Annotated in this window: 28 protein-coding genes and 1 tRNA gene; 12 read left to right on the top strand and 17 right to left on the bottom strand. The window is 66.5% G+C overall.

Annotation, left to right across the window (positions count from 1 at the left end):
* Positions 1-142 precede the first annotated feature (142 nt).
* From hflX to ACW2Q0_RS19635, 5 genes are all read right to left on the bottom strand, one after another.
* Positions 143-1,606 carry a GTPase HflX gene (gene hflX, locus ACW2Q0_RS19655; RefSeq protein WP_457192334.1) on the bottom strand — a complete coding sequence of 488 codons (1,464 nt, stop codon included), beginning with the start codon at positions 1,604-1,606 and terminating at the stop codon, positions 143-145.
* Positions 1,607-1,838: 232 nt separating this feature from the next.
* A complete protein-coding gene (dapF, locus tag ACW2Q0_RS19650; RefSeq protein ID WP_457192332.1) occupies positions 1,839-2,726 on the bottom strand; it encodes a diaminopimelate epimerase in 888 nt (295 codons plus the stop codon).
* 27 nt (positions 2,727-2,753) lie between these two features.
* Positions 2,754-3,599, bottom strand: a complete 846-nt coding sequence (locus tag ACW2Q0_RS19645; protein WP_457192181.1) for a TrmH family RNA methyltransferase — start codon at positions 3,597-3,599, stop codon at positions 2,754-2,756.
* Entirely contained in the window at positions 3,596-4,513 is a 918-nt protein-coding gene (gene miaA, locus ACW2Q0_RS19640) for a tRNA (adenosine(37)-N6)-dimethylallyltransferase MiaA (protein WP_457192179.1), read from the bottom strand. Before miaA ends, ACW2Q0_RS19645 begins: the two co-directional genes overlap by 4 nt.
* Positions 4,510-5,322 carry a hypothetical protein gene (locus tag ACW2Q0_RS19635; RefSeq protein ID WP_457192177.1) on the bottom strand — a complete coding sequence of 271 codons (813 nt, stop codon included), beginning with the start codon at positions 5,320-5,322 and terminating at the stop codon, positions 4,510-4,512. Before ACW2Q0_RS19635 ends, miaA begins: the two co-directional genes overlap by 4 nt.
* A 240-nt stretch (positions 5,323-5,562) precedes the next feature.
* On the opposite strand from ACW2Q0_RS19635, the gene ACW2Q0_RS19630 reads away from it, so the two are divergent.
* A complete protein-coding gene (locus ACW2Q0_RS19630; RefSeq protein ID WP_457192175.1) occupies positions 5,563-6,993 on the top strand; it encodes a DUF349 domain-containing protein in 1,431 nt (476 codons plus the stop codon).
* A gap of 258 nt (positions 6,994-7,251) precedes the next feature.
* On the opposite strand, the gene ACW2Q0_RS19625 is transcribed toward ACW2Q0_RS19630, so the two are convergent.
* Together ACW2Q0_RS19625 and miaB are read right to left on the bottom strand one after the other, a co-directional pair.
* Complete coding sequence (locus tag ACW2Q0_RS19625) at positions 7,252-7,833, bottom strand: Rv2732c family membrane protein (RefSeq protein ID WP_457192173.1); 582 nt, start codon at positions 7,831-7,833, stop codon at positions 7,252-7,254.
* 323 nt (positions 7,834-8,156) lie between these two features.
* Entirely contained in the window at positions 8,157-9,716 is a 1,560-nt protein-coding gene (gene miaB, locus ACW2Q0_RS19620) for a tRNA (N6-isopentenyl adenosine(37)-C2)-methylthiotransferase MiaB (protein WP_457192171.1), read from the bottom strand.
* Between the two features lie 252 nt (positions 9,717-9,968).
* Between miaB and ACW2Q0_RS19615 the strand changes: the two genes are divergently transcribed.
* The 4 genes from ACW2Q0_RS19615 (at position 9,969) to ACW2Q0_RS19600 (ending at position 13,281) form a co-directional block, all read left to right on the top strand.
* Complete coding sequence (locus ACW2Q0_RS19615; RefSeq protein ID WP_457192330.1) at positions 9,969-10,697, top strand: amino acid ABC transporter ATP-binding protein; 729 nt, start codon at positions 9,969-9,971, stop codon at positions 10,695-10,697.
* Between the two features lie 64 nt (positions 10,698-10,761).
* Positions 10,762-11,595, top strand: a complete 834-nt coding sequence (locus ACW2Q0_RS19610; protein ID WP_457192169.1) for a glutamate ABC transporter substrate-binding protein — start codon at positions 10,762-10,764, stop codon at positions 11,593-11,595.
* Positions 11,596-11,716: 121 nt separating this feature from the next.
* Positions 11,717-12,391 (top strand): amino acid ABC transporter permease, encoded by a 675-nt coding sequence (locus tag ACW2Q0_RS19605; protein WP_457192167.1) that lies wholly within the window; start codon positions 11,717-11,719, stop codon positions 12,389-12,391.
* A complete protein-coding gene (locus ACW2Q0_RS19600; RefSeq protein WP_457192165.1) occupies positions 12,388-13,281 on the top strand; it encodes an amino acid ABC transporter permease in 894 nt (297 codons plus the stop codon). The genes ACW2Q0_RS19605 and ACW2Q0_RS19600 overlap by 4 nt, the downstream gene beginning before the upstream one ends.
* Positions 13,282-13,526: 245 nt before the next feature.
* Here the strand turns inward: ACW2Q0_RS19600 and recX are convergent, their stop codons facing one another.
* The 4 genes from recX to ACW2Q0_RS19580 form a co-directional block, all read right to left on the bottom strand.
* Positions 13,527-14,117 carry a recombination regulator RecX gene (gene recX / locus ACW2Q0_RS19595; protein ID WP_457192163.1) on the bottom strand — a complete coding sequence of 197 codons (591 nt, stop codon included), beginning with the start codon at positions 14,115-14,117 and terminating at the stop codon, positions 13,527-13,529.
* A gap of 649 nt (positions 14,118-14,766) precedes the next feature.
* Positions 14,767-15,813, bottom strand: coding sequence for a recombinase RecA (gene recA / locus ACW2Q0_RS19590; RefSeq protein ID WP_457192161.1), 1,047 nt, complete (start codon positions 15,811-15,813; stop codon positions 14,767-14,769).
* Positions 15,814-16,274: 461 nt separating this feature from the next.
* Positions 16,275-16,724, bottom strand: coding sequence for a nuclear transport factor 2 family protein (locus ACW2Q0_RS19585; RefSeq protein ID WP_457192159.1), 450 nt, complete (start codon positions 16,722-16,724; stop codon positions 16,275-16,277).
* A gap of 159 nt (positions 16,725-16,883) precedes the next feature.
* Positions 16,884-17,024: a hypothetical protein gene (locus ACW2Q0_RS19580; protein WP_457192157.1), complete on the bottom strand. Its 141-nt coding sequence runs from the start codon at positions 17,022-17,024 to the stop codon at positions 16,884-16,886.
* A 155-nt stretch (positions 17,025-17,179) separates the two neighbouring features.
* On the opposite strand from ACW2Q0_RS19580, the gene ACW2Q0_RS19575 reads away from it, so the two are divergent.
* Positions 17,180-17,695: a CGNR zinc finger domain-containing protein gene (locus ACW2Q0_RS19575; protein WP_457192155.1), complete on the top strand. Its 516-nt coding sequence runs from the start codon at positions 17,180-17,182 to the stop codon at positions 17,693-17,695.
* Between the two features lie 2 nt (positions 17,696-17,697).
* Here the strand turns inward: ACW2Q0_RS19575 and ACW2Q0_RS19570 are convergent, their stop codons facing one another.
* The 3 genes from ACW2Q0_RS19570 to ACW2Q0_RS19560 all read right to left on the bottom strand — a co-directional run bounded on the left by ACW2Q0_RS19570 (position 17,698) and on the right by ACW2Q0_RS19560 (position 20,423).
* Positions 17,698-18,894, bottom strand: a complete 1,197-nt coding sequence (locus ACW2Q0_RS19570; RefSeq protein ID WP_457192153.1) for a phosphotransferase — start codon at positions 18,892-18,894, stop codon at positions 17,698-17,700.
* Positions 18,895-18,967: 73 nt separating this feature from the next.
* Positions 18,968-19,162: a DUF3046 domain-containing protein gene (locus tag ACW2Q0_RS19565; protein ID WP_457192151.1), complete on the bottom strand. Its 195-nt coding sequence runs from the start codon at positions 19,160-19,162 to the stop codon at positions 18,968-18,970.
* 100 nt (positions 19,163-19,262) lie between these two features.
* Positions 19,263-20,423, bottom strand: a complete 1,161-nt coding sequence (locus tag ACW2Q0_RS19560; RefSeq protein WP_457192149.1) for a glycosyltransferase — start codon at positions 20,421-20,423, stop codon at positions 19,263-19,265.
* Between the two features lie 336 nt (positions 20,424-20,759).
* Here ACW2Q0_RS19560 and ACW2Q0_RS19555 point away from each other — a divergent pair, with 336 nt between their 5' ends.
* The 6 genes from ACW2Q0_RS19555 to ACW2Q0_RS19530 all read left to right on the top strand — a co-directional run bounded on the left by ACW2Q0_RS19555 (position 20,760) and on the right by ACW2Q0_RS19530 (position 23,386).
* Entirely contained in the window at positions 20,760-21,674 is a 915-nt protein-coding gene (locus ACW2Q0_RS19555; RefSeq protein WP_457192147.1) for an IS982 family transposase, read from the top strand.
* A 139-nt stretch (positions 21,675-21,813) separates the two neighbouring features.
* A complete protein-coding gene (locus ACW2Q0_RS19550) occupies positions 21,814-22,080 on the top strand; it encodes a hypothetical protein (RefSeq protein ID WP_457192145.1) in 267 nt (88 codons plus the stop codon).
* Between the two features lie 17 nt (positions 22,081-22,097).
* Positions 22,098-22,346, top strand: a complete 249-nt coding sequence (locus tag ACW2Q0_RS19545) for a hypothetical protein (protein WP_457192143.1) — start codon at positions 22,098-22,100, stop codon at positions 22,344-22,346.
* Positions 22,312-22,396: transfer RNA gene (locus tag ACW2Q0_RS19540), tRNA-Leu, on the top strand. The genes ACW2Q0_RS19545 and ACW2Q0_RS19540 overlap by 35 nt, the downstream gene beginning before the upstream one ends.
* Positions 22,397-22,694: 298 nt before the next feature.
* Positions 22,695-23,006, top strand: a complete 312-nt coding sequence (locus ACW2Q0_RS19535; protein ID WP_457192141.1) for a reverse transcriptase N-terminal domain-containing protein — start codon at positions 22,695-22,697, stop codon at positions 23,004-23,006.
* Positions 23,007-23,014: 8 nt separating this feature from the next.
* Positions 23,015-23,386, top strand: coding sequence for a reverse transcriptase/maturase family protein (locus ACW2Q0_RS19530; RefSeq protein ID WP_457192139.1), 372 nt, complete (start codon positions 23,015-23,017; stop codon positions 23,384-23,386).
* A gap of 54 nt (positions 23,387-23,440) precedes the next feature.
* Here the strand turns inward: ACW2Q0_RS19530 and ACW2Q0_RS19525 are convergent, their stop codons facing one another.
* The 3 genes from ACW2Q0_RS19525 to ACW2Q0_RS19515 all read right to left on the bottom strand — a co-directional run.
* The gene (locus ACW2Q0_RS19525) at positions 23,441-24,139 is read right to left on the bottom strand and encodes a tyrosine-type recombinase/integrase (RefSeq protein ID WP_457192136.1); all 699 of its coding nucleotides are present in this window, start codon (positions 24,137-24,139) and stop codon (positions 23,441-23,443) included.
* A gap of 296 nt (positions 24,140-24,435) precedes the next feature.
* On the bottom strand, positions 24,436-25,419 hold the full coding sequence (locus ACW2Q0_RS19520) for a tyrosine-type recombinase/integrase (RefSeq protein ID WP_457192134.1): 984 nt from the start codon (positions 25,417-25,419) through the stop codon (positions 24,436-24,438).
* Positions 25,416-26,545 (bottom strand): site-specific integrase (locus tag ACW2Q0_RS19515; RefSeq protein ID WP_457192132.1); only part of this gene is annotated, 1,130 nt, incomplete at its 5' end. The genes ACW2Q0_RS19520 and ACW2Q0_RS19515, both read right to left, overlap by 4 nt.

The following is a 26,545-nucleotide window of genomic DNA, read 5'->3' as shown; positions in this document are numbered from 1 at the left end:
TTCGGATCTCCGGACCGGCGGGCCGATCAGCCGGTCACGTTTCGCGCATATCCGACGAGTTACCCATGTATCCCCGAAACCAGTGGCGCGGAATACATCTCGTCGAGGCGCCCGAAGTACTACACCCGCCGCCGGTATCCGGCTAAGGAATGTCGTCCGCCGCCGGTGAACCCGCGCCCTCAGTGTCCGACGATCCACCGGCATGTGCGAACGGGGACAGCGCCGCCGCCAGCGCGTGCGGGACACGAGCGCGCAGCCGGGTGCCACCCTCCTCGTGCTCGGAGCTGATGATACGACCGTCCGCGTGGACGCGGGCGAGCAGATCACCACGGGTGTAGGGCAGCAGCACACTGATTTCGACGTCGAGGCCGCCGAGCACCTCGGCGAGACGCTCGCGCAGGTCCGTGATGCCGGTGTCCTTGTGCGCCGAGACATAGGACGCATCGGGCAGCATCGCGCGCAGCCGGGTCAGCTCGACCGGCTCGATCGCGTCGATCTTGTTGACCACCAATAGTTCCGGCGGCGCCGGTGTCCCCGATTGTTTGATCACGTCGGTGATCACCTCGCGGACCGCCTTGATCTGTTCGGCGGGCAGCGGGTCGGAACCGTCGACGACGTGCAGCAGCAGATCGGCGCCGGTGACCTCCTCCAGGGTGGACCGGAACGCCTCGACCAGCTGGGTCGGCAGATGCCGCACGAAGCCCACGGTATCGGTGAAGACGACCTCGCGACCGTCGTCCAGTTCGGCCCGACGGGTGGTCGGATCCAGGGTCGCGAACAGTGCGTCCTGGACCAGCAGACCCGCACCGGTCAGCGCATTCATCAGGCTGGATTTACCCGCGTTGGTGTAGCCGACGATGGCGACCGACGGGATGCCGCTGGAGGTGCGACGGGCCCGCTTGGTATCCCGCGCGGTCTTCATCTCGCGAATCTCGCGGCGCAACTTCGCCATTCGTTCGCGAATGCGGCGGCGATCGGTCTCGATCTTGGTTTCACCGGGACCACGCAGACCCACACCGCCACCGTTGCCGCCCGCGCGACCACCGGCCTGCCGGGACATGGACTCACCCCAACCGCGCAGTCGCGGCAGCATGTATTCCATCTGGGCCAGCGAAACCTGCGCCTTACCCTCGCTGGAGGTGGCGTGCTGGGCGAAAATATCCAGGATCAGTGCCGTCCGGTCGATCACCTTGACCTTGACGACCTTCTCCAGCGCGGTCAGCTGCGCCGGGGTCAGTTCACCGTCGCAGATCACGGTGTCGGCGCCGGTTTCGAGTACCACGGCGCGTAGTTCGTCGGCCTTACCGGAACCGATATAGGTGGCCGGATCCGGCTTGTCCCGACGCTGGATCAGTCCTTCGAGCACCTCCGAACCCGCTGTTTCGGCCAGTGCCGCCAGTTCGGTCATGCTGGCCTCGGCCTGCGTCGCGCTACCGGTGGTCCATACCCCCACCAGCACGACCCGCTCCAGTCGCAGCTGCCGGTATTCGACCTCGGTGATATCGGTGAGCTCGGTCGACAGACCCGCGACACGCCGCAGCGAGGAGCGCTCGTCGAGCTGCATCTCGCCGACCGTGGGGTCCGCGGTCCAACCGGACCGCCGCATCCGCGCGGCGTGCTCGGCGACTACATCGCCGGTGTCTTCCGTCGTGTCCGCGGCGGCCGCGACGTGGTTGCTGTCGTCGGCGGCCGGAGTGAATTCATAAGTCTTCGATTTCGTCATACGTCATCCATGCTGCCACGACTGCTCACCGTTGTGCATTCGGTTATCCCCGGACGCGGCCGATCCCGGCGCCGCACCCGGTCACACCGATTCGGGCGTGAGGGGGATCACCCCCTCAACTCGACGAATGCGACGACCACCAGGCTTCGGCAATCCGACCGGTCGCGACCAGCACCGACGGTCCGCGCAACCAGGCCGCGCCCTCGGCGAGCCGGACGGTGACCTCGCCACCCAGCACGCGCACGCGCACCTCGCCGGTGCCGGTGGCGATGTGGAAACCGTCGGCGGCCAAGGCGGCTGCCGCAGCGGCGACGGTTCCGGTTCCACAGGAGCGGGTTTCGCCGACGCCGCGTTCGTACACGCGCATATCGACGGCGCCGTCGACCAGTCCGGTCAGGATCTCGACATTCACGCCCTGTGGGAACAGGTCCGGGTCGAAGCCGGGGGCGACGGTGAGATCGAGTTTGGCGAGCGCGTCCACCGACATGCTCGAATCGACGCAGGCCAGATGCGGGTTGCCGACATCGATGCCGATGCCGGGCAGGGCCCAACCACCGATGGTCGCATTCGACGCACCGAGCTCGCGAACGATGCCCATCCCCACGGTGACCTCGCCATCAGCAGGTCCACCGGAATGCACCGTGACCGGACGAGCCCCCGCACGACTGCCGACGACATACTCCGTCCGCGATTCGAGCCCCTTCGCCGCCAGGTAGTGCGTGAAAACCCGCACCCCGTTGCCACACATCTCGGCGATCGAGCCGTCGGCATTGCGGTAGTCCATGAACCAGTCGGTATCGGCGATGCCCTCGGGAATCTCGGCGAGCACCCCCGCTTCGCGCAGCGCACCGGCACGCGCCACCCGCAGCACACCGTCCGCACCGAGTCCACGGCGGCGATCGCACAGCGCGGCGACCCGGCCCGGTGTCAGGTCCAACCGGACCTGCGGATCGGGCAGCACCACGAAATCGTTTTCGGTGCCGTGGCCCTTGGTGAACTCGATATCCGACACGTCGCGCATTCTCCCTGCTTATCGTCCTCGAACCAACGTACGGCGCTGCCGCGAAATTTCGTACAGCGCGATCGCGGCGGCCGAGGGCGCACCGAGCGAGCTGGCGGTGCCACCCATCGGGATATAGACCATATCGTCACAGGCCTGCTGCCAGGCCGCACTCATGCCGGTGGTTTCATTGCCGACGACCAGAATCGTCGCCTCGGTGAAGTCGTAGTCGAAGACCGCGTCCGCGCCGTGTTCATCGGTGCCGACGATGCGGGTGGGGATGCCGCGCTGGATCTGGCGATCGCGAAATTCCAGCACCTGCGCGGGCCCCGCCGCGCGGAAGACCGGCATAGCGAACAGTGAGCCGGTGGAGGCGCGGACCGCCTGCGGATCGTATTGGTCGGCACCGTGACCCGTCACGATGATGCCGCTGGCGCCGAATGCGTCGGCGGAGCGGATGAGCGTACCGAGATTGCCGGGCGAGTTGGGTCGGTCGAAAACCACCACGACGGGTGGCACGGCAGCACCGGGTTCGCCGGGCTCGAAGGTGTCCAGCTCGGGCTGGCCGAATATCGCGACGGCCACCAATTCCGGTATGCCGCTGGACTTTTCGCCGAGTTCGGCCATCAACTCCGGCACCAGGCCGACCTGCGGTACGCCACTGGTCTCCAGTAGTTCCCGGGCCCAGCTCGACAGTTCCGGCGCGCCGAGTCGGTAGAGCATTGTCTCCAGCGGCCAGTCGTTGGCGATCGCCTGGTTGATCGGGCGCACGCCCTGCACCAGGAATCGGCCGTCGCGGTGGCGCTTGGTCCGGTTGTTCAGATACGCCTGCCAGACCTGGACCGAGGCATTGCGCGTACTCACACGACGTGTCACTGCGGAATCCGTTCCTTCTCGAGCACGGACAACGCGGTCGCGATCAGATCGGGATCGGCGCCGTCCACCCACCGCACCCTGGGATCGCGGCGGAACCACGAGCGCTGCCGCCGGACATAGCGGCGGGTGCCGATCAGGGTGCGTTCTTGCGCGTGGTTCAGATCGTATTCGTCGTCCAGATACGCCAGGACTTGTGCATAGCCGATCGCCCGGCGCGCCGTGACGCCCTCGCGCAGACCCTTGTCGATCAGTCCACGTACCTCGTCGACCAGACCGGCCTCGAACATCAGCGCGGTGCGCCGTTCGATACGCGCGTCGAGTTCGGCGGTGTCGCGGTCCACGCCGATGATCACGGTGCCCCAGCGCGGTTTCCCGATGACCGGCGCCGAGGCCGCGAACGGACGGCCGGTGAGTTCGACGACCTCGAGCGCGCGCACCATGCGGCGGCCGTCGGTGGGCAGGATGGTCGCCGCGGCCGCCGGATCGGCCGCTTTCAGTGCTTCGTGCACCGCGCCGACGCCGCGCTCGGTCAACAGGGCCTCCCAGCGCGCGCGGACCGCCGGATCGGTGGCCGGAAATTCCCAATCATCCAACAGCGCTTGGACATACATCATCGATCCGCCGACGATGATCGGCGTCCGGCCACGCGCCATGATCTCGCGCACATCCACGCTGGCCGCGGCCTGATAGGCGGCGGCGGTGGCGGTTTCGGTCACTTCGAGGACATCGAGTTGGTGGTGCGGGATATCCCGGCGTTCGGCGGGCCGCAGTTTCGCGGTGCCGACGTCCATGCCGCGGTAGAGCTGCATCGCGTCGATATTCACGATTTCGCCGCCGAGTCGTTCGGCGAGGTCCAGGCCGAGATCAGATTTACCGGTGGCGGTGGGACCGACGACGGCGATCGGCGTTGTCACCGATCACCTCCCGAAGCACTCGGCCGCCAGAGGCTCACCTGATATCCGACGCCGAACGGGGCATCGCTGTAGAGGGTTTCGACGGATGGCGCGATCGGATCGGCGGCGAATAGTCCGGCGAGCACTTGATAGGCCGCGCGGCCGGACAGCACGAGTTCGGCGCATAGGGCCGGATCCAGGGCGAGCAGTCCGGCTGTATCGCCTTCGGCCAGTGCCCGGTCCAGCTCGCGCTGCACGTCGGCGGCACGCTCATCGAGGTATCCCGGCGCTTTGAGGGTGAGCGTCGCGGCACCGTCCGCGACGACGAGAACGCCCGTCGGCTCAGGCGAACCATCCAGGGCGGTTCGCAACCGCCCGCCGATTCGGGCGCACTCGTCAGCGGGGGTGTCGGCGACGACGAGGGTCGTCACGGCCACCACCTCCGGGGCGACCTGACCACGCAACCACCCGGCGATCAGCGCGGGCAGCGGCTGCCGCGGATCCGCCGCGCCGGGTGTGCGCCGCGATCGCGACAGCGCATCCTCCGACAACGCGACCCGCACGTCCGCACCGAAACCGCGGAAGGTGCCGACCGCATCCGGGCCGACGACCTGCGCGGTCGCGCCCACACTGACAACGGTCCAGTGCCGAGTCGTCGCGGCCAGCGCGCCGGCCGCCGTGAGCGCGGCCGCGCGCAACACCGCCGGTGCGTCATCGGCATCCGGCCCGGCCGCGCCCGCGACCGCGCCACACAGCTCGGGCACCAGGATCGGCGGCGACGGGACCAGGGCCGCAATGGAGAACACGCCGTAACCGTAGTCGCTCCCCAAATGGGCGATCCACACCACCGCTGCCGCGCCCGCAACCTCGGGCTTCGAGTGTCTTTGCCGCAAACTCGGCCGAGATTGATAGTGTTCGAGGTGCTACAACCCAGGTCATCACGGGTTGATTTCCCCGGAAATCATCAGTCGAAGGGTATTGATCGATGGTTTACAGGGCTCGGACCGGGTTCAATGGAGTGAGCTAGGGCGTAACCAGGCAGCCGTGACGCGCGGCAGGGACGAGGAGCAATGAGCGAGAGCAACGGAACGGCGAAAGCGACCCCCGGCAGCACGCCGCGCCCCTCGGATTCCCCGAAGGCCGCCGTGCCGAAACCCTCCGCCGCCCCGAAGCCGGCCGCGACCCCCAAACCGGGCGGGTCGGCGGCCCATCCCAAGCCACATGCGGTCAAGCCGGCGCCGGGTCCGGCCGCGCAGCAGCATCCGCATCCCGTCGTCGTCCCGACCGTCAGTGACCCGAGCGCCTGGGGTCGCGTCGACGACGACGGCACCGCATGGGTGAAGACCGCCGAGGGCGAGCGGATCGTCGGATCCTGGCAGGCCGGTGACGCCGCCGAGGGTCTGGCGCATTTCGGCCGTCGGTTCGACGATCTGGCCACCGAGGTGGCGCTACTGGAGGCGCGCCTGGCCGCCGGAGCGGATGCCCGTAAGACCAAGGCGGCCGCGGTCACGATCGCCGAATCGCTGCCGACCGCGGCGGTCATCGGCGATGTCGACGGGCTGGCGCAGCGCCTGCAGGCCATTGCCGAACACTCCGAAGAAGCGGCGGCGCACGCCAAGGAGGAGAAGGAAAAGGCCAGGCACGAGCACACCGAGCGCAAGGAAACGCTGTGCGCCGAGGCCGAGAAGATCGCCACCGAATCCACCCAGTGGAAGGCCGCCGGCGATCGGCTGCGCGAAATCCTGGACGAGTGGAAGTCCATCCGCGGCGTAGACCGCAAGGTCGACGACGCACTGTGGAAGCGCTACTCCAAGGCGCGTGAGGCATTCAACCGCCGCCGCGGCGCACACTTCGCCGATCTCGATCGCGAACGCGCGGCCGCGAAGTCGCGCAAGGAAGAACTCTGCGTGCGTGCCGAGGAATTGTCCGGCTCCACCGATTGGGCCGGCACGGCCGGTGTGTTCCGCGATCTGCTCGCCGAGTGGAAGGCCGCGGGCCGGGCACCTCGCGAGGCCGACGAGGCACTGTGGCGGCGTTTCAAGAGCGCCCAGGACGTCTTCTTCGCCGCGCGCAATGCCGCCGTCTCCGAGCGCGACGCCGAATTCGAGCACAATGCCGCCGCCAAGGAAGAACTGCTGCACGCCTACGAATACATCGATCCGGCCACCGGTCTGGATGCCGCCCGCGCCGCTCTGCGCGAACTCCAGGACAAATGGGACGCGATCGGCAAAGTGCCGCGCGAACGCATCCAGGAACTCGAAGGCAAACTCCGCACTATAGAAAAGCGGGTTCGCGATGCGGTCGACGCCCAGTGGCGCCGCACCGATCCGGAGGCCGTGGCCCGCGCCGCCCAGTTCCGCGAGCGCGTCGCCCAATTCGAGGAGCAGGCCGCCAAGGCAACCGCGGCAGGCAATAAGCGCGATGCCGAGAAGGCAATGGAGCAGGCCAAACAGTGGCGCGAGTGGGCCGAGGCCGCGGAAGGCGCGGTCAGCAACCGCTGATCCTGCGGAGGGCGGACCGGTGCGGACCGCATCGGTCCGCCGTGCAGCGGGTTGACGCGCGCCACTGCCGACGCGACCCGTTGACGCGCATAGATGCCCACCACATCACTGCGCCGCATGATCTGTTGACAACCAAGATCGGCTGGCCGCGGCGCCGGAGTAGCCGCGCTTACACTATGGCCGGGACGCCGGGGGCATAGCAGCCGCTTTCCAGCGGCATCCGCCACGCCCGGGTAGATCCGGCCGATGCCGGATGGTTCAGGAGTCGCCGGTAAGGCGGCGGCGGTCGCGTTCCTCGGCGGCGGCCGCGGCGTTGCGGCGCTGTTCTTCCGCTGCGAGTTGCAGTGCGGTGCGGCTCCAGACGACGCGGATCCAGTGGAAGGTCAGCACGATGATGGCGATGGTGCCGAGGATGAGGCCGACGCCGGGGCCGGCGCCGTGGAAGTTGCCGAGGCCGGGGGTCTGGCGGTGCCAGATCGAGAAGACGCCGAAGACGCTGCCGATGGCCGACCCGGCGACCGCGATCCAGGCGAGCGCCCAGCGGCGGGTCATCAGTGCGAGCAGCGAAAAGCCGATGCCGAACAGTACCGCGAACCAGACGAAGATCCGCGACGGCAAGCCGATGTGCTCGGCGCGTGCGGCGTCGGTGCCCAGCAGCACATCGAACCCGCGGGCCCCACCCGCATGCGACAGCACCAGCGAAAACAGCAGCAGGAAGACCGCGCCCGCGACCACCATCGCGCGCACCCCCGGATCGATCTCCCCGGCAATGCGCCGCTCGACGGCATCGAGTTCGTCCTTGAACTGTTCGAAGCCATTACTGCTCTCGACCGAGTTCACTGAGCCCTCGTCTCCTTCGGCTGATCCCTGCTCCGCTGCCTTATCCGCATCCACTGTGCCATCCCCCTCACCATCCCCCGCAGCCGCCCCACTACGGCCGGTAGTACCCGCGTCCTCCGCACCTGCCGCAGGCGAATTCACCTCAGGTGAGTTGGGCGCGACTTCGCGGGGTTCAGTGTTCGGCGCCGTGCTCTCACCTGCACGCGCCTCGCGATCCGGCTCCGCGTCAATCGAATTCGACTGGGACGAACTCGCCCCGGACGCGCCGCGTGCGGGATCCGTTCCTCCAGCGCGCGTCAGGTCGTCGTCACCCGGCCGACTGTTCATGCGCCGCAGCCGGTCGAGCAGCCTGTGGCCGCCACAGGTTCGAGAGTGGCTGCGCCGACGCGCGGGAGGCCGAGACCGACGCCGATGGGGTCGGTTTTGGGGGTGATACCGCGTTCGTGGGCGTCACCCGCGCGGGTGCGGCGGAGGGTTTTGACCGGGGCGTCGGCGATCAGGTGGTGCGGGGCCGCGTCGGTGATGTCGACGGTGATGATGTCACCGGGGCGGATCTTCGCCGCGGCGCCTTCGGGGCGGAAGTGCACCAGCCGACCGTCGCGGGCGCGCCCGCTCATGCGGGCGGTCGCGGCGTTCTTCTTGCCCGCGCCCTCGGCGACGAGCAATTCGACCTCGGTGCCGATGAGCGCCTTGTTCGCATCCAGGGAGATCTCCTCCTGCAGCGCGATCAGCCGGTCGTAGCGCTGCTGCACCACCGCCTTGGGCAGCTGGTCGGGCATATCCGCAGCGGGTGTGCCGGGCCGCTTGGAGTACTGGAAGGTGTAGGCGCTGGTGAACCGTGCCTGTCGAACCACATCCAGGGTCTCCTGAAAATCCTGCTCGGTCTCGCCGGGGAAGCCGACGATGATGTCGGTGGTGATCGCGGCATGCGGCATCACCGCGCGCACCTTCTCGATGATGCCGAGATAGCGCGCCTTGCGATAGGAGCGGCGCATCGCCTTGAGTACCCGATCCGAACCGGACTGCAGCGGCATATGCAACTGCGGGCACACATTCGGCGTCTCAGCCATCGCCTCGATCACGTCATCGGTGAATTCGGCCGGATGCGGCGAGGTGAAGCGCACCCGCTCCAGCCCATCGATACGCCCGGCCGCGCGCAGCAGTTTGGCGAAGGCGCCGCGATCGCGCGCCTCCTCGGGATCGGCGAAGGACGCACCGTAGGAATTCACGTTCTGACCGAGCAGTGTGACTTCCAGCACGCCCTGATCGACCAGCGCCTGCACCTCGGCGAGCACATCGCCCGGACGGCGGTCGACCTCCTTGCCGCGCAGCGACGGCACGATGCAGAACGTGCAAGTGTTATTGCAGCCCACCGAGATCGAAACCCAACCCGCGTAGGCGGATTCGCGCTTGGCGGGCAGGCTCGACGGGAACGCCTCCAGCGATTCCAGAATCTCCACCTGCGCCTCGGCATTGTGCCGTGCGCGTTCCAGCAGCACCGGCAGCGATCCGATGTTGTGGGTGCCGAATACCACATCCACCCACGGTGCCTTGCGCACAACGGTGTCACGGTCCTTCTGCGCCAGGCAGCCGCCTACGGCGATCTGCATGCCCGGCCGACCGGCCTTGATCGGCGCGAGGTGCCCGAGGGTGCCGTAGAGCTTATTGTCCGCGTTCTCGCGTACCGCGCAGGTATTGAAGACGACGAGATCGGCCGTCGCGCCCGGCGCGGCCTTCACATAACCCGCGTCCTCGAGCAGGCCCGACAAGCGTTCGGAATCGTGCACGTTCATCTGGCAACCGAAGGTGCGGACCTCGTAACTGCGTGCGCCGTCCGCGGCCGCAGGGGCGGGAGACAGCACTGCCTGTCCGATCGAATCCACCCGTCCAGGGTACGGGGGTCCGCAACGCGGGCTTTCAGCGCATCGGCGCAGGCTCGGGGCGCATCGGCCGGGTTACCGCGCTGTGTCGTATCGGCGCGGCATTACGGTGTGTCGCCGAAACCCGGGCAAATCGCCGTTTTCCGCTTAAGGTCTTGGATCATGACCGACGACGCCACCGCACCCGACACAATCGGGTTGGCCAACACCGGGGCAGCTAGTTCTGATGAGGGCACTACCGCCACAAGCGCGCCGATGATTTCAATGCGCAATGTGGACAAGCACTTCGGGGACCTGCATGTACTGCGTGATATCAACCTCGAAGTCCCCAGGGGGCAGGTCGTCATCGTGCTGGGTCCTTCCGGGTCCGGGAAGTCGACGCTGTGCCGCACCATCAACCGACTGGAGCCGATCGATTCCGGCGATATCGCCATCGACGGCGTACCACTGCCCGCCGAGGGCCGCGCGCTTGCCGCACTGCGCGCCGATGTCGGCATGGTGTTCCAATCGTTCAACCTCTTCGCGCACAAAACGATCATCGAGAATGTGATGCTCGCGCCGCTGAAGGTTCGCAAGGTGAAAAAGGAGGACGCTCGCAAGCGCGCGATGGAACTGCTCGAGCGCGTAGGGATCGCCGATCAGGCCGACAAATACCCGGCGCAGCTTTCCGGTGGCCAGCAGCAGCGCGTGGCCATCGCCCGCGCGCTGGCGATGAGTCCGAAGGTGATGCTGTTCGACGAGCCGACCTCGGCGCTGGACCCGGAGATGGTCAATGAGGTGCTCGATGTGATGGTTTCGCTGGCCAAGGAGGGGATGACGATGCTGGTCGTCACCCACGAGATGGGCTTCGCGCGCAAGGCGGGTAATCGGGTGCTGTTCATGGCGGACGGGCTGATCGTCGAGGACGACACCCCCGAGGTGTTCTTCACCGCGCCGAAGTCCGAGCGCGCCAAGGATTTCCTCGGCAAGATTCTGAGCCACTGAACCGAGTAGTCACCGCAACCGTAAGACCTCGGCCACCGAAAACACCAGAGGGAGAAGGAACTCGATGAGGATCAACCGTTCACTTCGACTCGGCATCGGGGCGATAGCCCTGACGCTGGCCGCCACAACCGCCGCCTGTGGCGGTGGTAGCGATAAGTCCGCGCTCGACAATGCCAAGGACGGAAAGCTCACCGTCGGTATCAAATTCGATCAGCCGGGCCTCGGCCTGCGCAATAAGGACGGCTCCTACAGCGGCTTCGACGTCGAGGTCGCCGAGTACGTCGCGGGCAAACTCGGCGTGAAGCCGGAGAACATCACGTTCAAGGAGTCCCCGTCCGGTCAGCGCGAGACCCTGATCGAGAACGGTCAGGTCGACTACATCGTCGCGACCTACTCGATCACTGACGCGCGCAAGCAGAAGGTCGACTTCGCGGGGCCGTATTACGTTGCGGGCCAGTCGCTGTTGGTGAAGGCCGACAACAACAGCATCAATGGTCCCGATGATCTGAAGGGTAAGAAGGTCTGCTCGGTGAAGGGCTCGACCCCGGCCCAGAACATCGAGAAGAATTACCCCGCCACGCAGCTGCAGACCAACGACACCTACTCGCTGTGCCTCGAGGGACTGCAGGCCGGTTCGTACGACGCGGTGACCACCGACGACATCATTCTGGCCGGTTACGCCGCGCAGAGCGCGGGCACGTTCAAGGTCGTCGGCAAGCCGTTCACCACGGAGAACTACGGCATCGGCCTGAAGAAGGGCGATAAAGAGCTGCGCGACAAGGTCAATGACGCGATCGAAGCCATGATCGCCGACGGCTCGTGGAAGAAGGCGTTCGACTCCACGGTCGGCGCCTCCGGCTACCAGGCGCCCACGCCGCCGACGGTGAACCGGTACTGAGATTCGTGATCGGGTGGCCCGCACGGGCCACCCGATCTCTTCGCTACGAGCAATCTGTCCATGGCGCGCGGAAGGACGATCTCCGGCCGCCGCATAACCCGATCGGAGGGACGCGAGCACCGTGTTCGACCTGATCTCGAGGTATGACGTCCTCGGCGCCTTCTGGGTGACCATCGAATTGACCGCGTCGGCGGCGGTCCTCGCCCTGATCCTGGGCACATTCGTCGCCGCGATGCGCGTGTCCCCCGTGCCGGTCGCCCGTCTTCTCGGCGCCGCCTACGTCACCATCTTCCGCAATACCCCACTGACGCTGATCATTGTGTTCTGTTCACTGGGCCTCTACTCGACCATGGGCTGGAAGCTGGCACCTGAGGGGCCGAACTCGCTGGCGCAGAACAACTTCCGCTACGCCGTACTCGGACTCAGCATTTACACTGCGGCATTCGTGTGCGAGTCGTTGCGCGCGGGTATCAACACCGTGCCCATGGGCCAGTCCGAGGCGGGCCGTTCACTGGGCTTCACCTTCACCCAGAATCTGCGAATCGTGGTGCTTCCGCAGGCATTTCGCTCGGTCATCGCCCCGCTCGGCAGCGTGCTGATCGCGCTCACCAAGAACTCCACGATCGCCTCGGCGATCGGCGTCGCCGAGGCCGCGACTCTCATGGCCAAGATGAACGAGAACGAGGCCGCACTGATCACCATCGGCTTCATCTTCGCACTCGGCTTCGTCATCCTGACCTTGCCGACCGGCCTGTTGTTCGGCTGGTTGGCGAAGCGATTCGAGGTGGCTCGATGAGTGCTTCGGTTCTTTTCGATGCGCCGGGGCCCCGCGCGCGCATTCGAAATCAGATCTATTCCGTCATAGCGATTGTCGCGGTGCTGGCACTCGGCTGGGTGTTCTACCGCGGCTTCGCCGATAAGGGACAGTTCGCCGCGCAGAAGTGGAAGCCGTTCATCGAGGCGGATATCTGGAAGACCTATCTGCTGCCCGGTCTGCGCGGCACCCTGGTCGCGGCGCTGCTGTCGATCGTGTTCGCGCTGGTGATCGGTATGGTCTTCGGAATCCTGCGCTTATCGGATCACCGAGTAGTGCGCTGGGTGGCGGGCGCGATCGTCGAGGTGGCCCGGGCTATTCCGGTGCTGATCCTGATGATCTTCCTGTTCTACGTGTTCTCCGATTACAAGGTGTTCAAGGTCGATCAGCTCGCGCTATGGGCCGTGGTGATCGCACTGACCGTCTACAACGGTTCGGTCATCGCCGAAATCGTGCGCGCGGGCATCAAATCGCTGCCGAAGGGACAGACCGAGGCGGCCGTGGCGCTGGGTCTGCGCAAGGGGCAGCTGATGCGGTTGATTCTGCTGCCGCAGGCGATTACCGCCATGCTGCCCGCATTGATCTCGCAAATGGTTGTGGCGCTGAAGGATTCGGCGCTCGGGTATCAGATCACCTACCTCGAGATCGTGCGTCAGGGCTCGCAACTCGGTGCGGCCGAACGCAATACGGTGCCCGCCCTGATGGTTGTCGCCGTCGTGATGATTCTGCTGAACAGCACATTGACGATCGTGGCCAATAAGCTGGAGCAGCGGTTGCGCTCGCGCAAGCGGGCCAAGGGTGCGGCCGTCGTGGCGGCCGATTCGATTCTGACCGATGCGACTCCGGGGATGGATATCACGCAGAAGCCGTGAGTCCAGCGGTCCGAGCGTGCACTTCTCGGCTGTATCCGGCAGAAATCGCCGAATTTCGCGGAAAAGTGCGCGCTCAGACCCATTCTCGGGCAACTGTCGCCGCAGTGGTCCGGCAGGGGCACACAGCCGGAGACCGGCACAGGGCACACAGCCTTATCGCAGCCCAGCCTCGTGAAGTGCGCTCGATGCAGCAACCATCTCCGAGGCAATTCGCACGGCGTATTACTGCCGCGCGTGATCGAGGCTCACTCGAAGTCCGGTGCGTCGAACTGTGTCTGTGCCAGTTCGGCTTTCACCACGGTGAAGGCGGTGGATTGGTTGTAGCCGCGGCGGGCGAGCATGGCTACGAGGCGGCGGATCGCTTTGTCGCGATCCAGGTTTGTGGGCATGGTGCGCAGTTTGCGGCGAACCAGTTCGGCGGCGCGTTGTTCCTCGTCATCGGCGGTAATGGCGTCGAGGGCCGAGGTGGCGTCGGATTGGGATACGCCCTTGCGGCGAAGTTCCTGGGCGAGAGCTTGTCGGCCCTTGCCGGAGAAGGTGTGGCGCGAGTGGACCCACTGTTCGGCGAAGGCGGCGTCGTCGACCAGGCCGACCTCGGTGAAGCGATCGAGGGCACATTCGGTGACTTCGGGCGTAAAGCCCTTGGCCGCGAGACGCTGCGCTAGTTCGGCGCGGCTGCGGGCGCGGACGGCGAGCAGGCGAAGACACACCTCCTTCGCCTGCTCGACCGTCCCGCCTCGGGGAGTGCGCTCCGCACGGGACCGCGGATCATTCCCGCCTGTACGAGAAGCAACGGCACCTGTTTGTTCCGCACCCTCCTCGAATCCAGCCGCCACTGGATCCGCCCATCGGCCTTCGGAACTCCGGAAGTCAGCCGAGTGGGAGTCGTCGTTGCGCCGGGACCCGGTCGAGCGCGCCCGCTGCGGATCGGGCGCGCTCGACCGAGTTCCCATGATGTCCGAATCGGCCAAACCACCTTCGGCCGACCGGACTCGCCTACCCCCCTGTCCGCTAACCCGAAATCTCGAGTTCTCCGTCTCCCCCGCAGTCCATCGGCCTGCCTCGCCCTCAGCCGCCCGAGATCCAGCCTCCGCTGCAACCTTCTCGGACCACCGCCTGCGGTCCAACTCGGGCTCGTTCGGCCGGAACTCCGCAGCCTCCGCATCAACAGCGGATCGCTGGTCTCGCCCGGGCTCATCTGAACGAAACCCGTCGGCGTCCGAGCCGCCCTCGGACCACCGGCCACGCCCTAGCTCGGGCACATCCGAACGGACACCGTCGACCGCCGAGTCGATCTCGGACCACCGCACCCGATCCGGTTCGGCCCCATCCGAGCCCGAACCGGTGGGGGTTGGGATGGGTGGGCGGCCTGAGGCGGAGAGGAGTTCGCTCAGGCGACGGCGTGCCTCGGTTACCGGGTCGGGCCGCGTTATATCGGGTGCGGACCGGATGGCAGGTGGGGCTGGGCGCCGAGGGGTCATCGGATCAGAAGTCGGCGGGGACCTCGGTGGCCGCACCATCGGCGGTCACGTCGGCGCCGATGCCGAGCTTTTCCTTGATCTTCTTCTCGACCTCGTCGCGGACATCGGTGTTCTCCAGCAGGAACTTGCGGGCGTTTTCCTTGCCCTGGCCGAGCTGATCACCCTCGTAGGTGTACCAGGAGCCGGACTTGCGGATGAAGCCATGCTCGACACCCATATCGATGAGCGAGCCCTCCTTGGAAATGCCCTGGCCGTAGAGGATGTCGAATTCGGCCTGCTTGAACGGCGGCGAGACCTTGTTCTTCACGACCTTCACGCGGGTGCGGTTACCGACCGCATCGCTGCCGTCCTTGAGCGTCTCGATGCGGCGCACATCCAGACGCACCGAGGCGTAGAACTTCAGCGCCTTACCACCGGTCGTGGTCTCGGGTGAGCCGAACATCACGCCGATCTTCTCGCGCAGCTGGTTGATGAAGATGGCGGTGGTGCCGGAGCTGTTCAGCGCACCGGTCATCTTGCGCAACGCCTGGCTCATCAGACGCGCCTGCAGACCGACGTGGCTGTCACCCATCTCGCCCTCGATTTCGGCGCGCGGTACCAGCGCGGCCACCGAGTCGATGACGATGATGTCGATCGCGCCCGAACGCACCAGCATGTCGGCGATTTCCAGCGCCTGCTCACCGGTATCGGGTTGGGAGACGAGCAGTGCATCGGTGTCGACACCCAGCTTGCGAGCGTAATCGGGATCGAGCGCGTGCTCGGCGTCGATGAAGGCGGCGACGCCGCCCGCAGCCTGGGCATTGGCCACCGCATGCAGTGCGACGGTCGTCTTACCCGAGGATTCCGGACCGTAGACCTCGACGATGCGGCCGCGCGGCAAACCGCCGATGCCGAGCGCCACGTCCAGGGCGATGGATCCGGTAGGGATCACCGAAATAGGCTGGCGCGCCTCCTCGCCGAGACGCATGACCGCGCCCTTACCAAAGCTCTTCTCGACCTGAGCCAGCGCCAGCTCGAGCGCCTTATCACGGTCGTACGCCTGTGGTGCCATATCCTGATCCCCTTTTCGACGGGTAAGTCTCGTTCTTGGTTGGCGCCCACATTAGAGGGCAGCACCGACACGTTCTGGCGACCAGCCTAGACGAACAGGTGTTCGAGTCAAGCGACGCGCCCGACAACACGCGCCGCGAACTTTCCGGACCCGGCAACCGCCGCGCTACGGCCGCTTGCAGCTCCTTTCCGGGCGCCGAACACCCGACCTCACCGGACCAGCGAGATCCGATCACTGTCCAGCAATGTCTGCGCCCGCCTGCGCACCCACAACGCCGGCATCACCCCACATCCGCGACCCCATCGAGTGCACCCAGCCGCTGGTTGACGTACCGGTACAGGTGCGCGGTATCGCGACACATCGACGACGCCATCAGAGCGATCGCCATCAAGGCCCGGATCGGACCGGGCACCCCCGCACAGGGTCCCCGGCCTGGCGATGGGGTACCCGATACCCGCCGATTACTGTTGCGGCATAACGGATTCGTCGCCTTCCGGGCGCGGGCCGAGAATGCGGCGGTCGGATTCGGCGATGCGGACATCGTTGATGCTGGCCTCGCGGCGCGACATCAGGCCTTCCGGGGTGAACTCCCACTGTTCGTTGCCGTAACTGCGCCACCACTGGCCGGATTCGTCGTGCCATTCGTACTGGAATCGGACCGCGATGCGGTTGCCTTCGAACGCCCAGAGGTCCTTGCGCAATGCGTACCCGTTTTCGATGGACCATTTCCGGGTGAGGAATTCGACGATGGCGGCGCGGCCGGTGAAGAACTCGTCGCGATTGCGCCACACCGAATCCTCGGTGTACGCGGCGGCGACACGCTCGGGATCCCTGGTGTTCCAGGCATTCTCGGCGGCGCGCACCTTGGCTTTGGCGGATTCCAGGTCGAACGGTGGCAGCGGAGGTCGCATGGCATTTCCTTCTCGGGTTTCGGGGTCAGGGGTTGACCGGGAGAGTTCGGCAGCGCCCCAGCGGAGCGAGCCCGCGCCGGGGACATCGATCACTTCCGCGATGATGAAGTCGATCGAGCACTGGGCTCCGGCTGTGAAGGTTACCGGCGCCCAGGACAATTAGGCGGTTCCGGCGGGTTGCCAGGTTCCGCCGGTACTCCAGTCCGGGATCAGGATGCCGAAGTCCGCCGATCGGTCCAGGTCGGAGACGTTCAGGCCGATGCGCCCGGTGGACAACCGGGGCGTAGTGGCTGTCGTCATCGTGATCCTCCTCGGAATTTTTTAGCCGACATATGGAGTTTTAACAGTTAGAACATAATGAGGAGCACTGCGCACGTCAACCTCTAAAATCAATTTCACTAGTTAGAACGGCGGTGGTTGCCTTGGCGACGCGAGGGAGATCGTTACCCTCAGTTATGCCCGATCCACGCCCCCACCTCGGTGAACCGCTCGCACTCGACCTGCTGAACACCCGGTGGATCCAGGACGGACCGCGGGATCTACTCACCGATGTCGCGAGCCTGGGCGTGTGGTTGACCTCGGCCGGACTCGACGATCGTGCGAATGCGGACGAGCGGACCCTGCAGGCGGTACTCGCGGCCCGCACCGCCATCTACGACGTGGTGAAACACGCATCGCACACCGCGCTCAACCAAGTGCTCGACCACGGCCGAATCCGACGCACCCTCACCGACACCGGCCCCGCCGATATCGTCGACGTACCCGAAACCACATGGCTGCCCGGTTGGCTCGCCGCCGACAGCCTGCTGCGGCTACTGGCGCAAGCACCGGACCGGATCCGCCAGTGCGCCCATCCGGACTGCGTGCTGTTCTTCTACGACACCTCGAAAAACGGCACCCGCCGGTGGCATTCGATGGCGACCTGCGGCAATCGCACCAAGGCCGCACGCCATTACGCGAAAAAGGCCTGAGCTCAGCAGAGTTCGTCGAGCAGTCGGTAGTAGTCCAGGCGTCGCCGGTCCGGCTCGGCGAGCCCATAGGCGGCGTAGAACGCGCTCAGTTGGTCGGCATCGAAGTCCGCGCGCAGATCGCGCTCGACCAAGGCCAGGTCGCGGTATCGATCCGCGACACCCAAACCACCCAGATCGATCAGCAGACCACCGTCCAGCACATTGGACGGGGTGAAATCACCGTGCGCGATAACAAGATCCTCGTCCGGCGGACGTTCGTCGAGCAGTCTTTGGTAGATCTGTTCCGGCGTCAACCCTCGATGGTCGTCATCGAAGTCGTCGACATCGACCAAACCCTCGAGCACACGGCGTCGCGCCCGGGACAGCATGACACCCAACGTACCGTCGAACGGGCACCCGGCGACGGGAATGTCATGCAGACGCCGCAGCAGCGCGCCCATGACCGCGCCCACCGATTCCGACGGTGCAGCAGCCAGACTCGGTAGCCTCGCGTCGGCGAGGACCAGGACGTCCGCTTCGAACACGGCAACGTCCGGTACTTGTATACCCTTGCCACACAACCAATTCAGCCGCGCATACTCACCAGCAGCCTGCGGTCCCCGCTTGACCCGGTACGCACCATTGACGTGCGCGACACCGCCGCGCACCCCCTCGTACTGCGCCGACCACAGGGGGTCGGCGCCCAGCAGTGCGGCGACCGTCGGCGGCAAGGTCGTCGGCAGGTCGTCGAGGAGGTCGAGGGTGGTGCGCGTGGATTCGATCAGCTCGGTATCCCCCTCGACGACGCGCAGTTTCAGCGCCTCGGTGAGCCGCGCCCTGGCCTCGGCCAGTCTGCCCTGCTCGGCGAGGGCCTGGCCCAGATGCTGCAGCGCGAAGGAGAGCACCTCGGGGTCGCCGGCTCGGTCCACAGCGCGGCGATACAGCGTTTCGGCGGTGACGGTGTCACCCCAGTAGCGATAGACATCGCCGAGATTGATCCAGACCGACATCCGGCGATAGTCACTATCGGCGAGTTCGAGCGCGCGATCGAGGTGATCGAGGGCCTCGGCGTAGCGGCCGAGCAGCATCAGCTCGATACCGATCTTGCGGAATTCGGCGAAGTCAACCGGCCGCGCGGCCGCGACGCGAGCGGCCAACTGCGCGTGATCGGTGGGCATCATGCGCAGCCGCTCGTCGAAGCGGTGTCCGTGCTCGGTCACCGCTGCGCCTCGCTGACGCTCGGCTCCGCCGTGACCGACGGTGCTGTGCTTGTCGTGCCCTCGCTACGCTCGGTCACCAGCGTGATCTCGGTACGTCGAAATCCGCGCACAGCGCGCGCCACACCTCACGTGGGTCGATGCCCGCCTCGATGGCGGCAGCGCCCGTCCGCCCACCCAGCGCCGGGATGGTGTGGTCCTCGAGCAGCGCATCGCCGCGGGCCACGCCGAACTCGGTGTGCAACAGCTCCTGGAACTCGGTCAACCGCACGGTAGTCAAGATACTCGCGCCGCCGCCGCCTCTCATCGACCCCGTCCGGACTGTCGCGAGCCCGGATGCGGATCTGCACCGGTTCCAGTGTCAGCCTGCGCTAGTGGGTCCGGACGCCGCGCACGTCATGGCAGACGCGGATCGGATCGGCGACTTCCGCGATACCCGCGGCCGCTCGCCGTGCCGCAGTCGTGTAGTCGGGTGTGTTGAGCAGATCGAGGACCGCGGTGCGCACCGCATCGGCGGTCAGCGGACGGACCAGTATCGAAACACCTTGGCGAGCAGCACGATTGGCCAACTCCCATTGGTCGCCGCCACCGGGAACCGTGACGATCGGCACCCCCGCGAGCAGAGATTTCGCGAGCAGGCCGTGGCCGCCGCCACCCACCACGACCGAGGCGTGGGTGAGCAGTTCGTCTTGGCGACCGAGTCCGGCGGTTGCCCACGGTGGCAGGTCGGTGGGCGGAGTGTCGAGCATGGAAATGGCCACCCGCACGCCCGCGCCGTCCAATGCTTCCAGCACCGTTTCGACCATGCCCGCGGCACCGGTGTGCGCGGTCGACGGCGCCACCACGACCAGCGGCTCGTCACCGAGCGGTGGTTCGAGGATTTTCGGAGTCGGCTCCCACAGCAGCGGGCCGACGATGTGGGTGCGCTCGGGCCAATCGGGGCGCGGCACCTCGAGTGCGGGCAAGGTGGCGATCAGGCGGGCCGCCGGGCCTGGATCGGCAGTGGGCAGCCCGACGCTTTCGCGGGCCCGCTCCCGCTGACGCACACCGTTGCGAATGGCGCGAGCGGTCATGGTGCGCAACATGCCGTCGCGCAGGCGCCCGCGCACCCCCGCACCTGGCGCGAGGCCACTTCCGATGGGCGGCAACGCTTTCGACGGCAGGTACAGCGGATGCGGCGACAGCTCGACCCATGGGACCCCGAGTCGCTCGGCAGCCATCCCACCACCCGCGGTCAGCACATCCGACACCACGAGCTCCGGCAGCATCGCGCTCAGATCGGGCAGGACTTCGGTCGAAATATGTGCCGCGCGCTCATGGATGCGCTGACCGGCATCATTGTCGTCGTCGACCGTGCGCGGCGCGAGTCCCTTGAGTCTGCGTACCGCGATGCCCGCCTGCTTGGCGGCGTCGAACCAACGCGGTCCGGTGAACAGCACCGGATCGTCACCGGCGGCCAGGAATCGTTCACACAGCGCCAGCGCCGGAAACGCATGGCCGGGATCCGGCCCGGCAACAACGGCAACACGCATGCGGCCAGCCTGCCACATCGATGTCGGAATACCACGCGCCGTGGATCGGGTTCAGCCGAGCCCAACCGATCCGCCGCCGGGAGCGTTCATCGAAATGCCACCGGGACGCAACCCACCGAGCGCTGGATGGACGGCATCATGGTCTAGATGATTGATTCCAAGGGGTCGGTGGATGCCGGACCGTGCCGGGATCATTTCGCGAGGCACGCCCACCGCGGTCACGGACACCGATCGCTGGCCGGTGAGCGCATGGAGTGCTACGAAACACGCTGCCGCACAGGGGTACTCGCGCATGGCGCGGGGCGGATGTGAAGCGAGGGTGTCGAAGATCAATGTGTGACGAAAGACCTGGACACCCTCGCAACTGCACTCTATGTCAGGACCGATGATCTGCTGAAGACCTCGCCGGAGTTGGCGCCCTGGCGGCCTCGTGTCGGTTTCGAGCCGGAACTGACCGACGCCGAACTGGTGACCCTGGCGGTGATACAAGCACTGCTGGGATTCACCTCCGAGCGCCGCTGGTTGCGGCACGCCCGCAAGCACCTGGGGCATCTGTTCGGGTACCTGCCGCAGCAATCCGGCTACAACAAGCGCCTGCGGAAGGCGTCGCCGCTGATCAAGTCGGTGATCCGACTACTGGCGGCCGACACCACACTGTGGACCGACGACGTGTGGGTCATCGATTCCACGCCGGTCGAATGCGGCCGATCGACCGAAACGGTGCGCCGCTCGGATCTGGCGGGCTGGGCCGAATACGGTTACTGCGCTTCGCATTCCCGTTTCTTCTGGGGCCTGCGGCTGCACCTGGTGTGCACCCTCGGTGGGCTGCCGGTCGGCTTCGCGTTAGCCGGGGCCAAGGCCGACGAACGTCAGACACTGCTCGACATCCTCACCGTCGATCCCGAACTTGCCGGTCACCGCCCGGGCCAAACCCTGATCGGCGACAAGAACTACTTCGGCAAGGAGTTCGAGACAGCACTGGCCGACAAGGGCATGCGCCTGCTGCGCCCGGCACGCAAGAGCGAACCCGAACGGCCCGGTGCCGGACTGTTCAAACCGCTGCGCCAGATCATCGAATCGATCAACCAGACCTTCAAGGGACAGCTCGACCTGGAACGACACGGTGAACGCACCCCCGACGGCGTTGTCGTGCGGGTACTGCAACGCATCCTCGCCATGACCGCAGCCATCTGGCACAACGACACCATCGGCGAGCGGATCCACCGATCTCTCACCTGCTACGACCACTGACCCCGGGAATCAATCATCTAGACCATTCCTTCCGCGCAGATTGGGTGCCCGTCACCACCGTCGACGAATTGCTGAACCTGCTGACCGACTGCGCCGACGTCTGGGATATGCCCGACCGCAGCGCCGACCCATCGACATCGTGAACCACGACCTGCAATGCGCGGAGTTGCTGCGCCGAACCCATTCGGGCGACGAAGAACTCCAACTCGCCGGACTCCTAGACGATATCGGCCACAAACTCGCCCCCGGCGACGATGCGGGCCACGCCAAGCACGGTGCGAACGCCATCCGCGCACTACTCGGCGACCGCGTCGCCCGACTGGTCGAACTGCACGTCGTCGCCAAACGCTACTTGGCCGCCACCGACACCACCACACCCCGTCCCCCGCCAGCCGACGCACCCTGAGCGCCCAAGGATGCCCCATGACCGAGGCCGAAATCGCCGAATTCCGAACCGATCCCGACTTCACCGCGGCCCTCGCCCTCCGCCGCGCCGACGACGCGGGCAGAGTGGTCGGCCTACGACTCGCCTCCGTCGAATCCTGGCGCCCAGTGATCGAACGGGTTGCGGCCCCCAGTGAACTCAACCGATTTCAAAACTCCCCCACCCATCCGTTACCCTTGCTCAGCAACACCGGTCCGGGTGGCGGAATGGCAGACCCGCTAGCTTGAGGTGCTAGTGCCCTTTATCGGGCGTGGGGGTTCAAGTCCCCCTTCGGACACAGACAGTACGCCAACCCGTGGCCGTGGGTTCGACTCGGCGGTAACCGCGTGGTCGTGGTGGTTGTAGGTGGGTTTCAGCCCTAGTTCTCGGTATATCTCCAGCTTGTCGCCGGGTTCGGCGGCCCGCAGGATCGCGAGGATTCCACCGAGTGCCTCGACCAGTTGACGGATTTCGTCGCGGCGGTAAGTTGAGCGGCCAGGACTGTCCGTTCGCGGTGTATGTCGCTGCTCCACGCGGCGACCATCGCGGGGTCTGCACCGGCCTCGAGGGCGGCGCGATGTCTGGCGAGTTGGCGCATGGTCGAGGACCAGGTACGGCGGTTGCGGCAGCGGATCTTCGCGGCATCACAGGTAGGGGACCTGAAGAAGGTCCGGAATTTGCAGAAGCTGATGCTTCGTTCCCGCGCGAACGCACTGATGTCGGTGCGGCGGGTCACGGAGATCAACGCAGGCCGCAAGACCGCCGGGATCGATGGCGAGGTGGTGACAGATGCGGAGCAGAAGAAGACCGACATGGTCGGCTGGCTGCAGCAGGACACCACGGCGTGGTGGCCGCGGCCGGTCAAGGGCGTGTATATACCGAAAGCAACGGACGCCGCCGCGGACTGAGGATTCCCGTGATCGCTGATCGAGCATTGCAAGCGCTGGTAGTCAACGCGTTGGAACCCGAGTGGGAGGCCCGGTTCGAACCCAGATCCTATTGGTTCCGGCCGGGCCGGGGATGCCATGACGCCATCGTGGCCATTATCCACACCACCGCCAGCCGCACCGACGCCAAACGCGTGTGGATCCTCGACGCCGATCTGGCCGCCGTGTTCGACCACCTCGACCACGGCCACATCGTCGGCTCGCTCAGCACGTTCCCCGCCAGGGGACTCGTGCGGCAGTGGCTGACCGCCGGCGTGGTCGATCAAGGTCGTTTCGCGCCGACCGAGGAGGGTGCCCCACAAGGAGGGTTATGCGCAGTGCGGCTGGATGTGGGCTGGTGACAGTGGATTTCGGGGTCGAACGCTGCGCATAACCCTTCGTGGTGGGCGTTGGGCTCACAGACTGGAGAGCCAGTCGAGTAGTCCGGTGTCGCGGTTCCATTCGGGCAGTTCGTCGGTGACGATGTCGGTGTAGGCGGCTTCGAGGGCTTTGCGTTTGGCCTCGGTGGAGGCGCGGGCGTAGATCTCGGTGGTAGTCAGATCGACGTGCCCGAGGATGTCACGGATGAACGGTAACGCCACGCCTGCCTCGTAGAGATGCATCGCCTTGCTGTGGCGCAGGATATGCGGGCTGAGATCCGCGTCGGCCAGCGCCGGATCTGCGGCGCGGGTTTGATATTTGGTGAGGATCCAGGCGACGCCGCCGCGGCTGAGCTTGCGGTGATGCTGATTGGTGAACAGCGGGTGGTCGTTGTGGCCGGGCCGGTCGAGGCTGTGTTCGGTCAGGTAGGCGTTCAGCAGTGCCGCGGTGTTGTCGCCGATCGGGACGTGGCGGGTCTTGCAGCCCTTGCCGGTCAGCACCACCAGCGGCGGGGGTGCCAGGCGGATGTCGCCGGCGGTGAGGTCGGCGAATTCGGAAACCCTGGCGGCGGTGTCGTAGAGCGTGGCCAGCAGGGTCGCGTCGCGGCGGCCTCGCCGGGTGGCCCGGTCGGGTGCGGCGAGCAGGCTGCGGGTTTGTTCGACGGTCAGGTGATTCACCCGCGGCTGGGCGTCGCGTTTGGCGGGGACGGCGAGAATGGTCTGACAGCAGGCCATTCGGGCCGGGTCTTGGGATTGCAGCCACCGGAAGAACGAGCTGACCGCGGCGAGGCGCTGGTTGCGGGTCGAGATGCTGTTGTGCCTTTCGGTTTCGAGCCAGTCGAGGAACCCGGTGACCGCGGCGGCGTCGAAGCAGTCGAGTGTGAGTCTCTCGGGCCGGGACGGATCTGTTGTCGCGGAACCAGGCGATCAGCAGTTTGAAGGTGTCGCGGTAGGAGGCGATGGTGTGGGGTGAACAGCCGCGCAGCCCGGCCAGATGCGCGGTGAGGAACCGGTGCAGCAGCACCGCGAAATCAGTTGCCATGACCCGCTCCTGGCGTGACCGGCGCGATGATGTCGCCGTAGGCTCGCTGGACGGCGGCGGTGATGTGCGGGTAGGACTCGGCGGTCAACCTCAGGTAGTAGTCGGTGTCGGCGATGCTGGAGTGACCCATGTAAGCCTGCAGGACCGGCAGCAACGCGCCGACGTCCATCCCGCGGGCGAACCACGACCGAAGATTGTTGACCGCCATCGTGTGTCGCAGATCATGGACCCGGGGGCCGTGGCCTCGGCCCCCGTGCGGGATGCGGGCCTGCCAGAGGAACCGGCGGAAGTTCTTGTCGATGTTGCCGATCGTCAACGCAGCGCCGGCCCTGCCGGGGAAGAACCAGTCGCCGCCGGTGCGCCCGGCGACGTGAGCGTGGTAGCCGGCCAGCCTGTCGCGCAGCCCAGCGCTGACCGGGACCTGACGGTCCTTGCCGCCTTTGCCATCGCGGATGGTCAGCACCCCGGCGTCGAGGTCGACATCGCCGAAACGCAGCAGCCGCGCTTCGGAAGCGCGCAGCCCGCAGGCGTAGATCGTGCGGAACAGTACCGGCATGACCAGGTGCCGGAAAGGGACCTGGCAGTCGTAGTGGCAGAGGTCGGTCCGACCGAACAGAGCCGCCAGTTCGGAATCGGTGTAGATGTGCGGGACGTAGCGGGCAGGGTGGGGCAACGCCCCGGCGGGCAGGACGTAGGCCGCGGCGCCCCGGCGGCCCATCCAGCGGGCCAGTTCCCGCACCGGCGCGACCAAACCGTGCAGGGTCGCCGGGGCGACGCCGCGGCGGCGGGCGGCGTCGATCCACGCCTCGACCGAGGCTTGGGTGGGTGCCTGCTGTCCGGGAAACCGGTCCGCGGTGAACGCGGCGAACCGGTTCAGCACCCGCTGTTCGGCGTCGTATTTGTAACCGGTGGCGCGTTTCTCGGTGATCAGTGCGGTGATCGCGTCGGTCATCGGCATAGCGGCGGTGTTCATCGCGATGCCCCATCCGCTGGTGCGTCGGGGTCCAGCGCGCACTGCGCCAGCAGACTCAGCGAGGATTTCAGGTAGACGCCGGCCGATTCGGCCGATTGATGACCCAGGATGTCGGCGATCTGCTCGACCGGAGTGCCGGCCTCCATCAGCCGAGTGGCCAGGGTGTGGCGCAGCGAGTGCATGCCGTGGCGGCGTTTCTCACTCACCGGAACGTGTGCTGCCCGAGCGTGTTTGACCAGGATCTGATGCAGATGATCCTGGTCGGAGAACGCGCCGATCGGCGCGGTGTGCCGCACGAACACCTGCGGGCAGTCGCAATCCGGGCGGCCGTGACGCAGGTAATCGATGACCGCCCAGCCGACATCCTTCAGTAGCGGTAGCCGAACCTCGTGACCGGTCTTGGCTTGGGTCACCAGCAGCCGGTTGCCCGGCCAGTCGAAGTCGGCGAACTCCAGCCGCTTGACGTCGATTCCGCGCAGACCGAGCCGGGTGATCAGCAGGATGATCGCGTAATCGCGTTTCCCACACGGGTTGTCGCGGTCGATCGCTGCCACGATCCTGGCCACCTCACCGGGATCCCAGACCGACGGGATCCGCGCCTGTCTGGTCGAACGCGCCGCCGGCACCGCGTCCAGGCAGGCGCCGTCGACCAGGCCCGCCGCGGCGGCGAACCGCAGGAACGACCGGACCGCGCACAGTTTCTGCTCGACGGTCTTGACCTGGTATCCGGTCAGGGTGGCGACGAACGCGCCGATCACGGCGGCGTCGCAGCAGCCCAGCCCTGCGCGAGTGTTGGTGAACGCGAGGAACTCCGCGGCCAGCGTTGCGTATGTCCGCACCGTCGAGACCGAACGACCGGTCGAGCGCAGGTGCACCTGGAACAAGGCGATCGTCGCGGTGCCGGCGGCGTCGAGTTTGCTGACCGACCGGCTGTAGCGGCGCAGGACCGCGCCATGGACGGCGTAGTCGGCCAGCATCTGGGCGACCCTGAACAGGTAGACGTCGGTTTGCTTCAGAGTGCCAGCCTGTTCCTTGGCGAAGAAGCCGCACACATCATCGACCCACGCCATCGCCGCGTCCAGGGAGAACTCCTCGACACCACGAGCGTCGAAGTGTCTCTGCATCC

Source organism: Nocardia citri, assembly GCF_054065835.1.
Note: the sequence above shows the minus strand (reverse complement) of the source record. Positions and strands in the feature narration are given on the sequence as shown.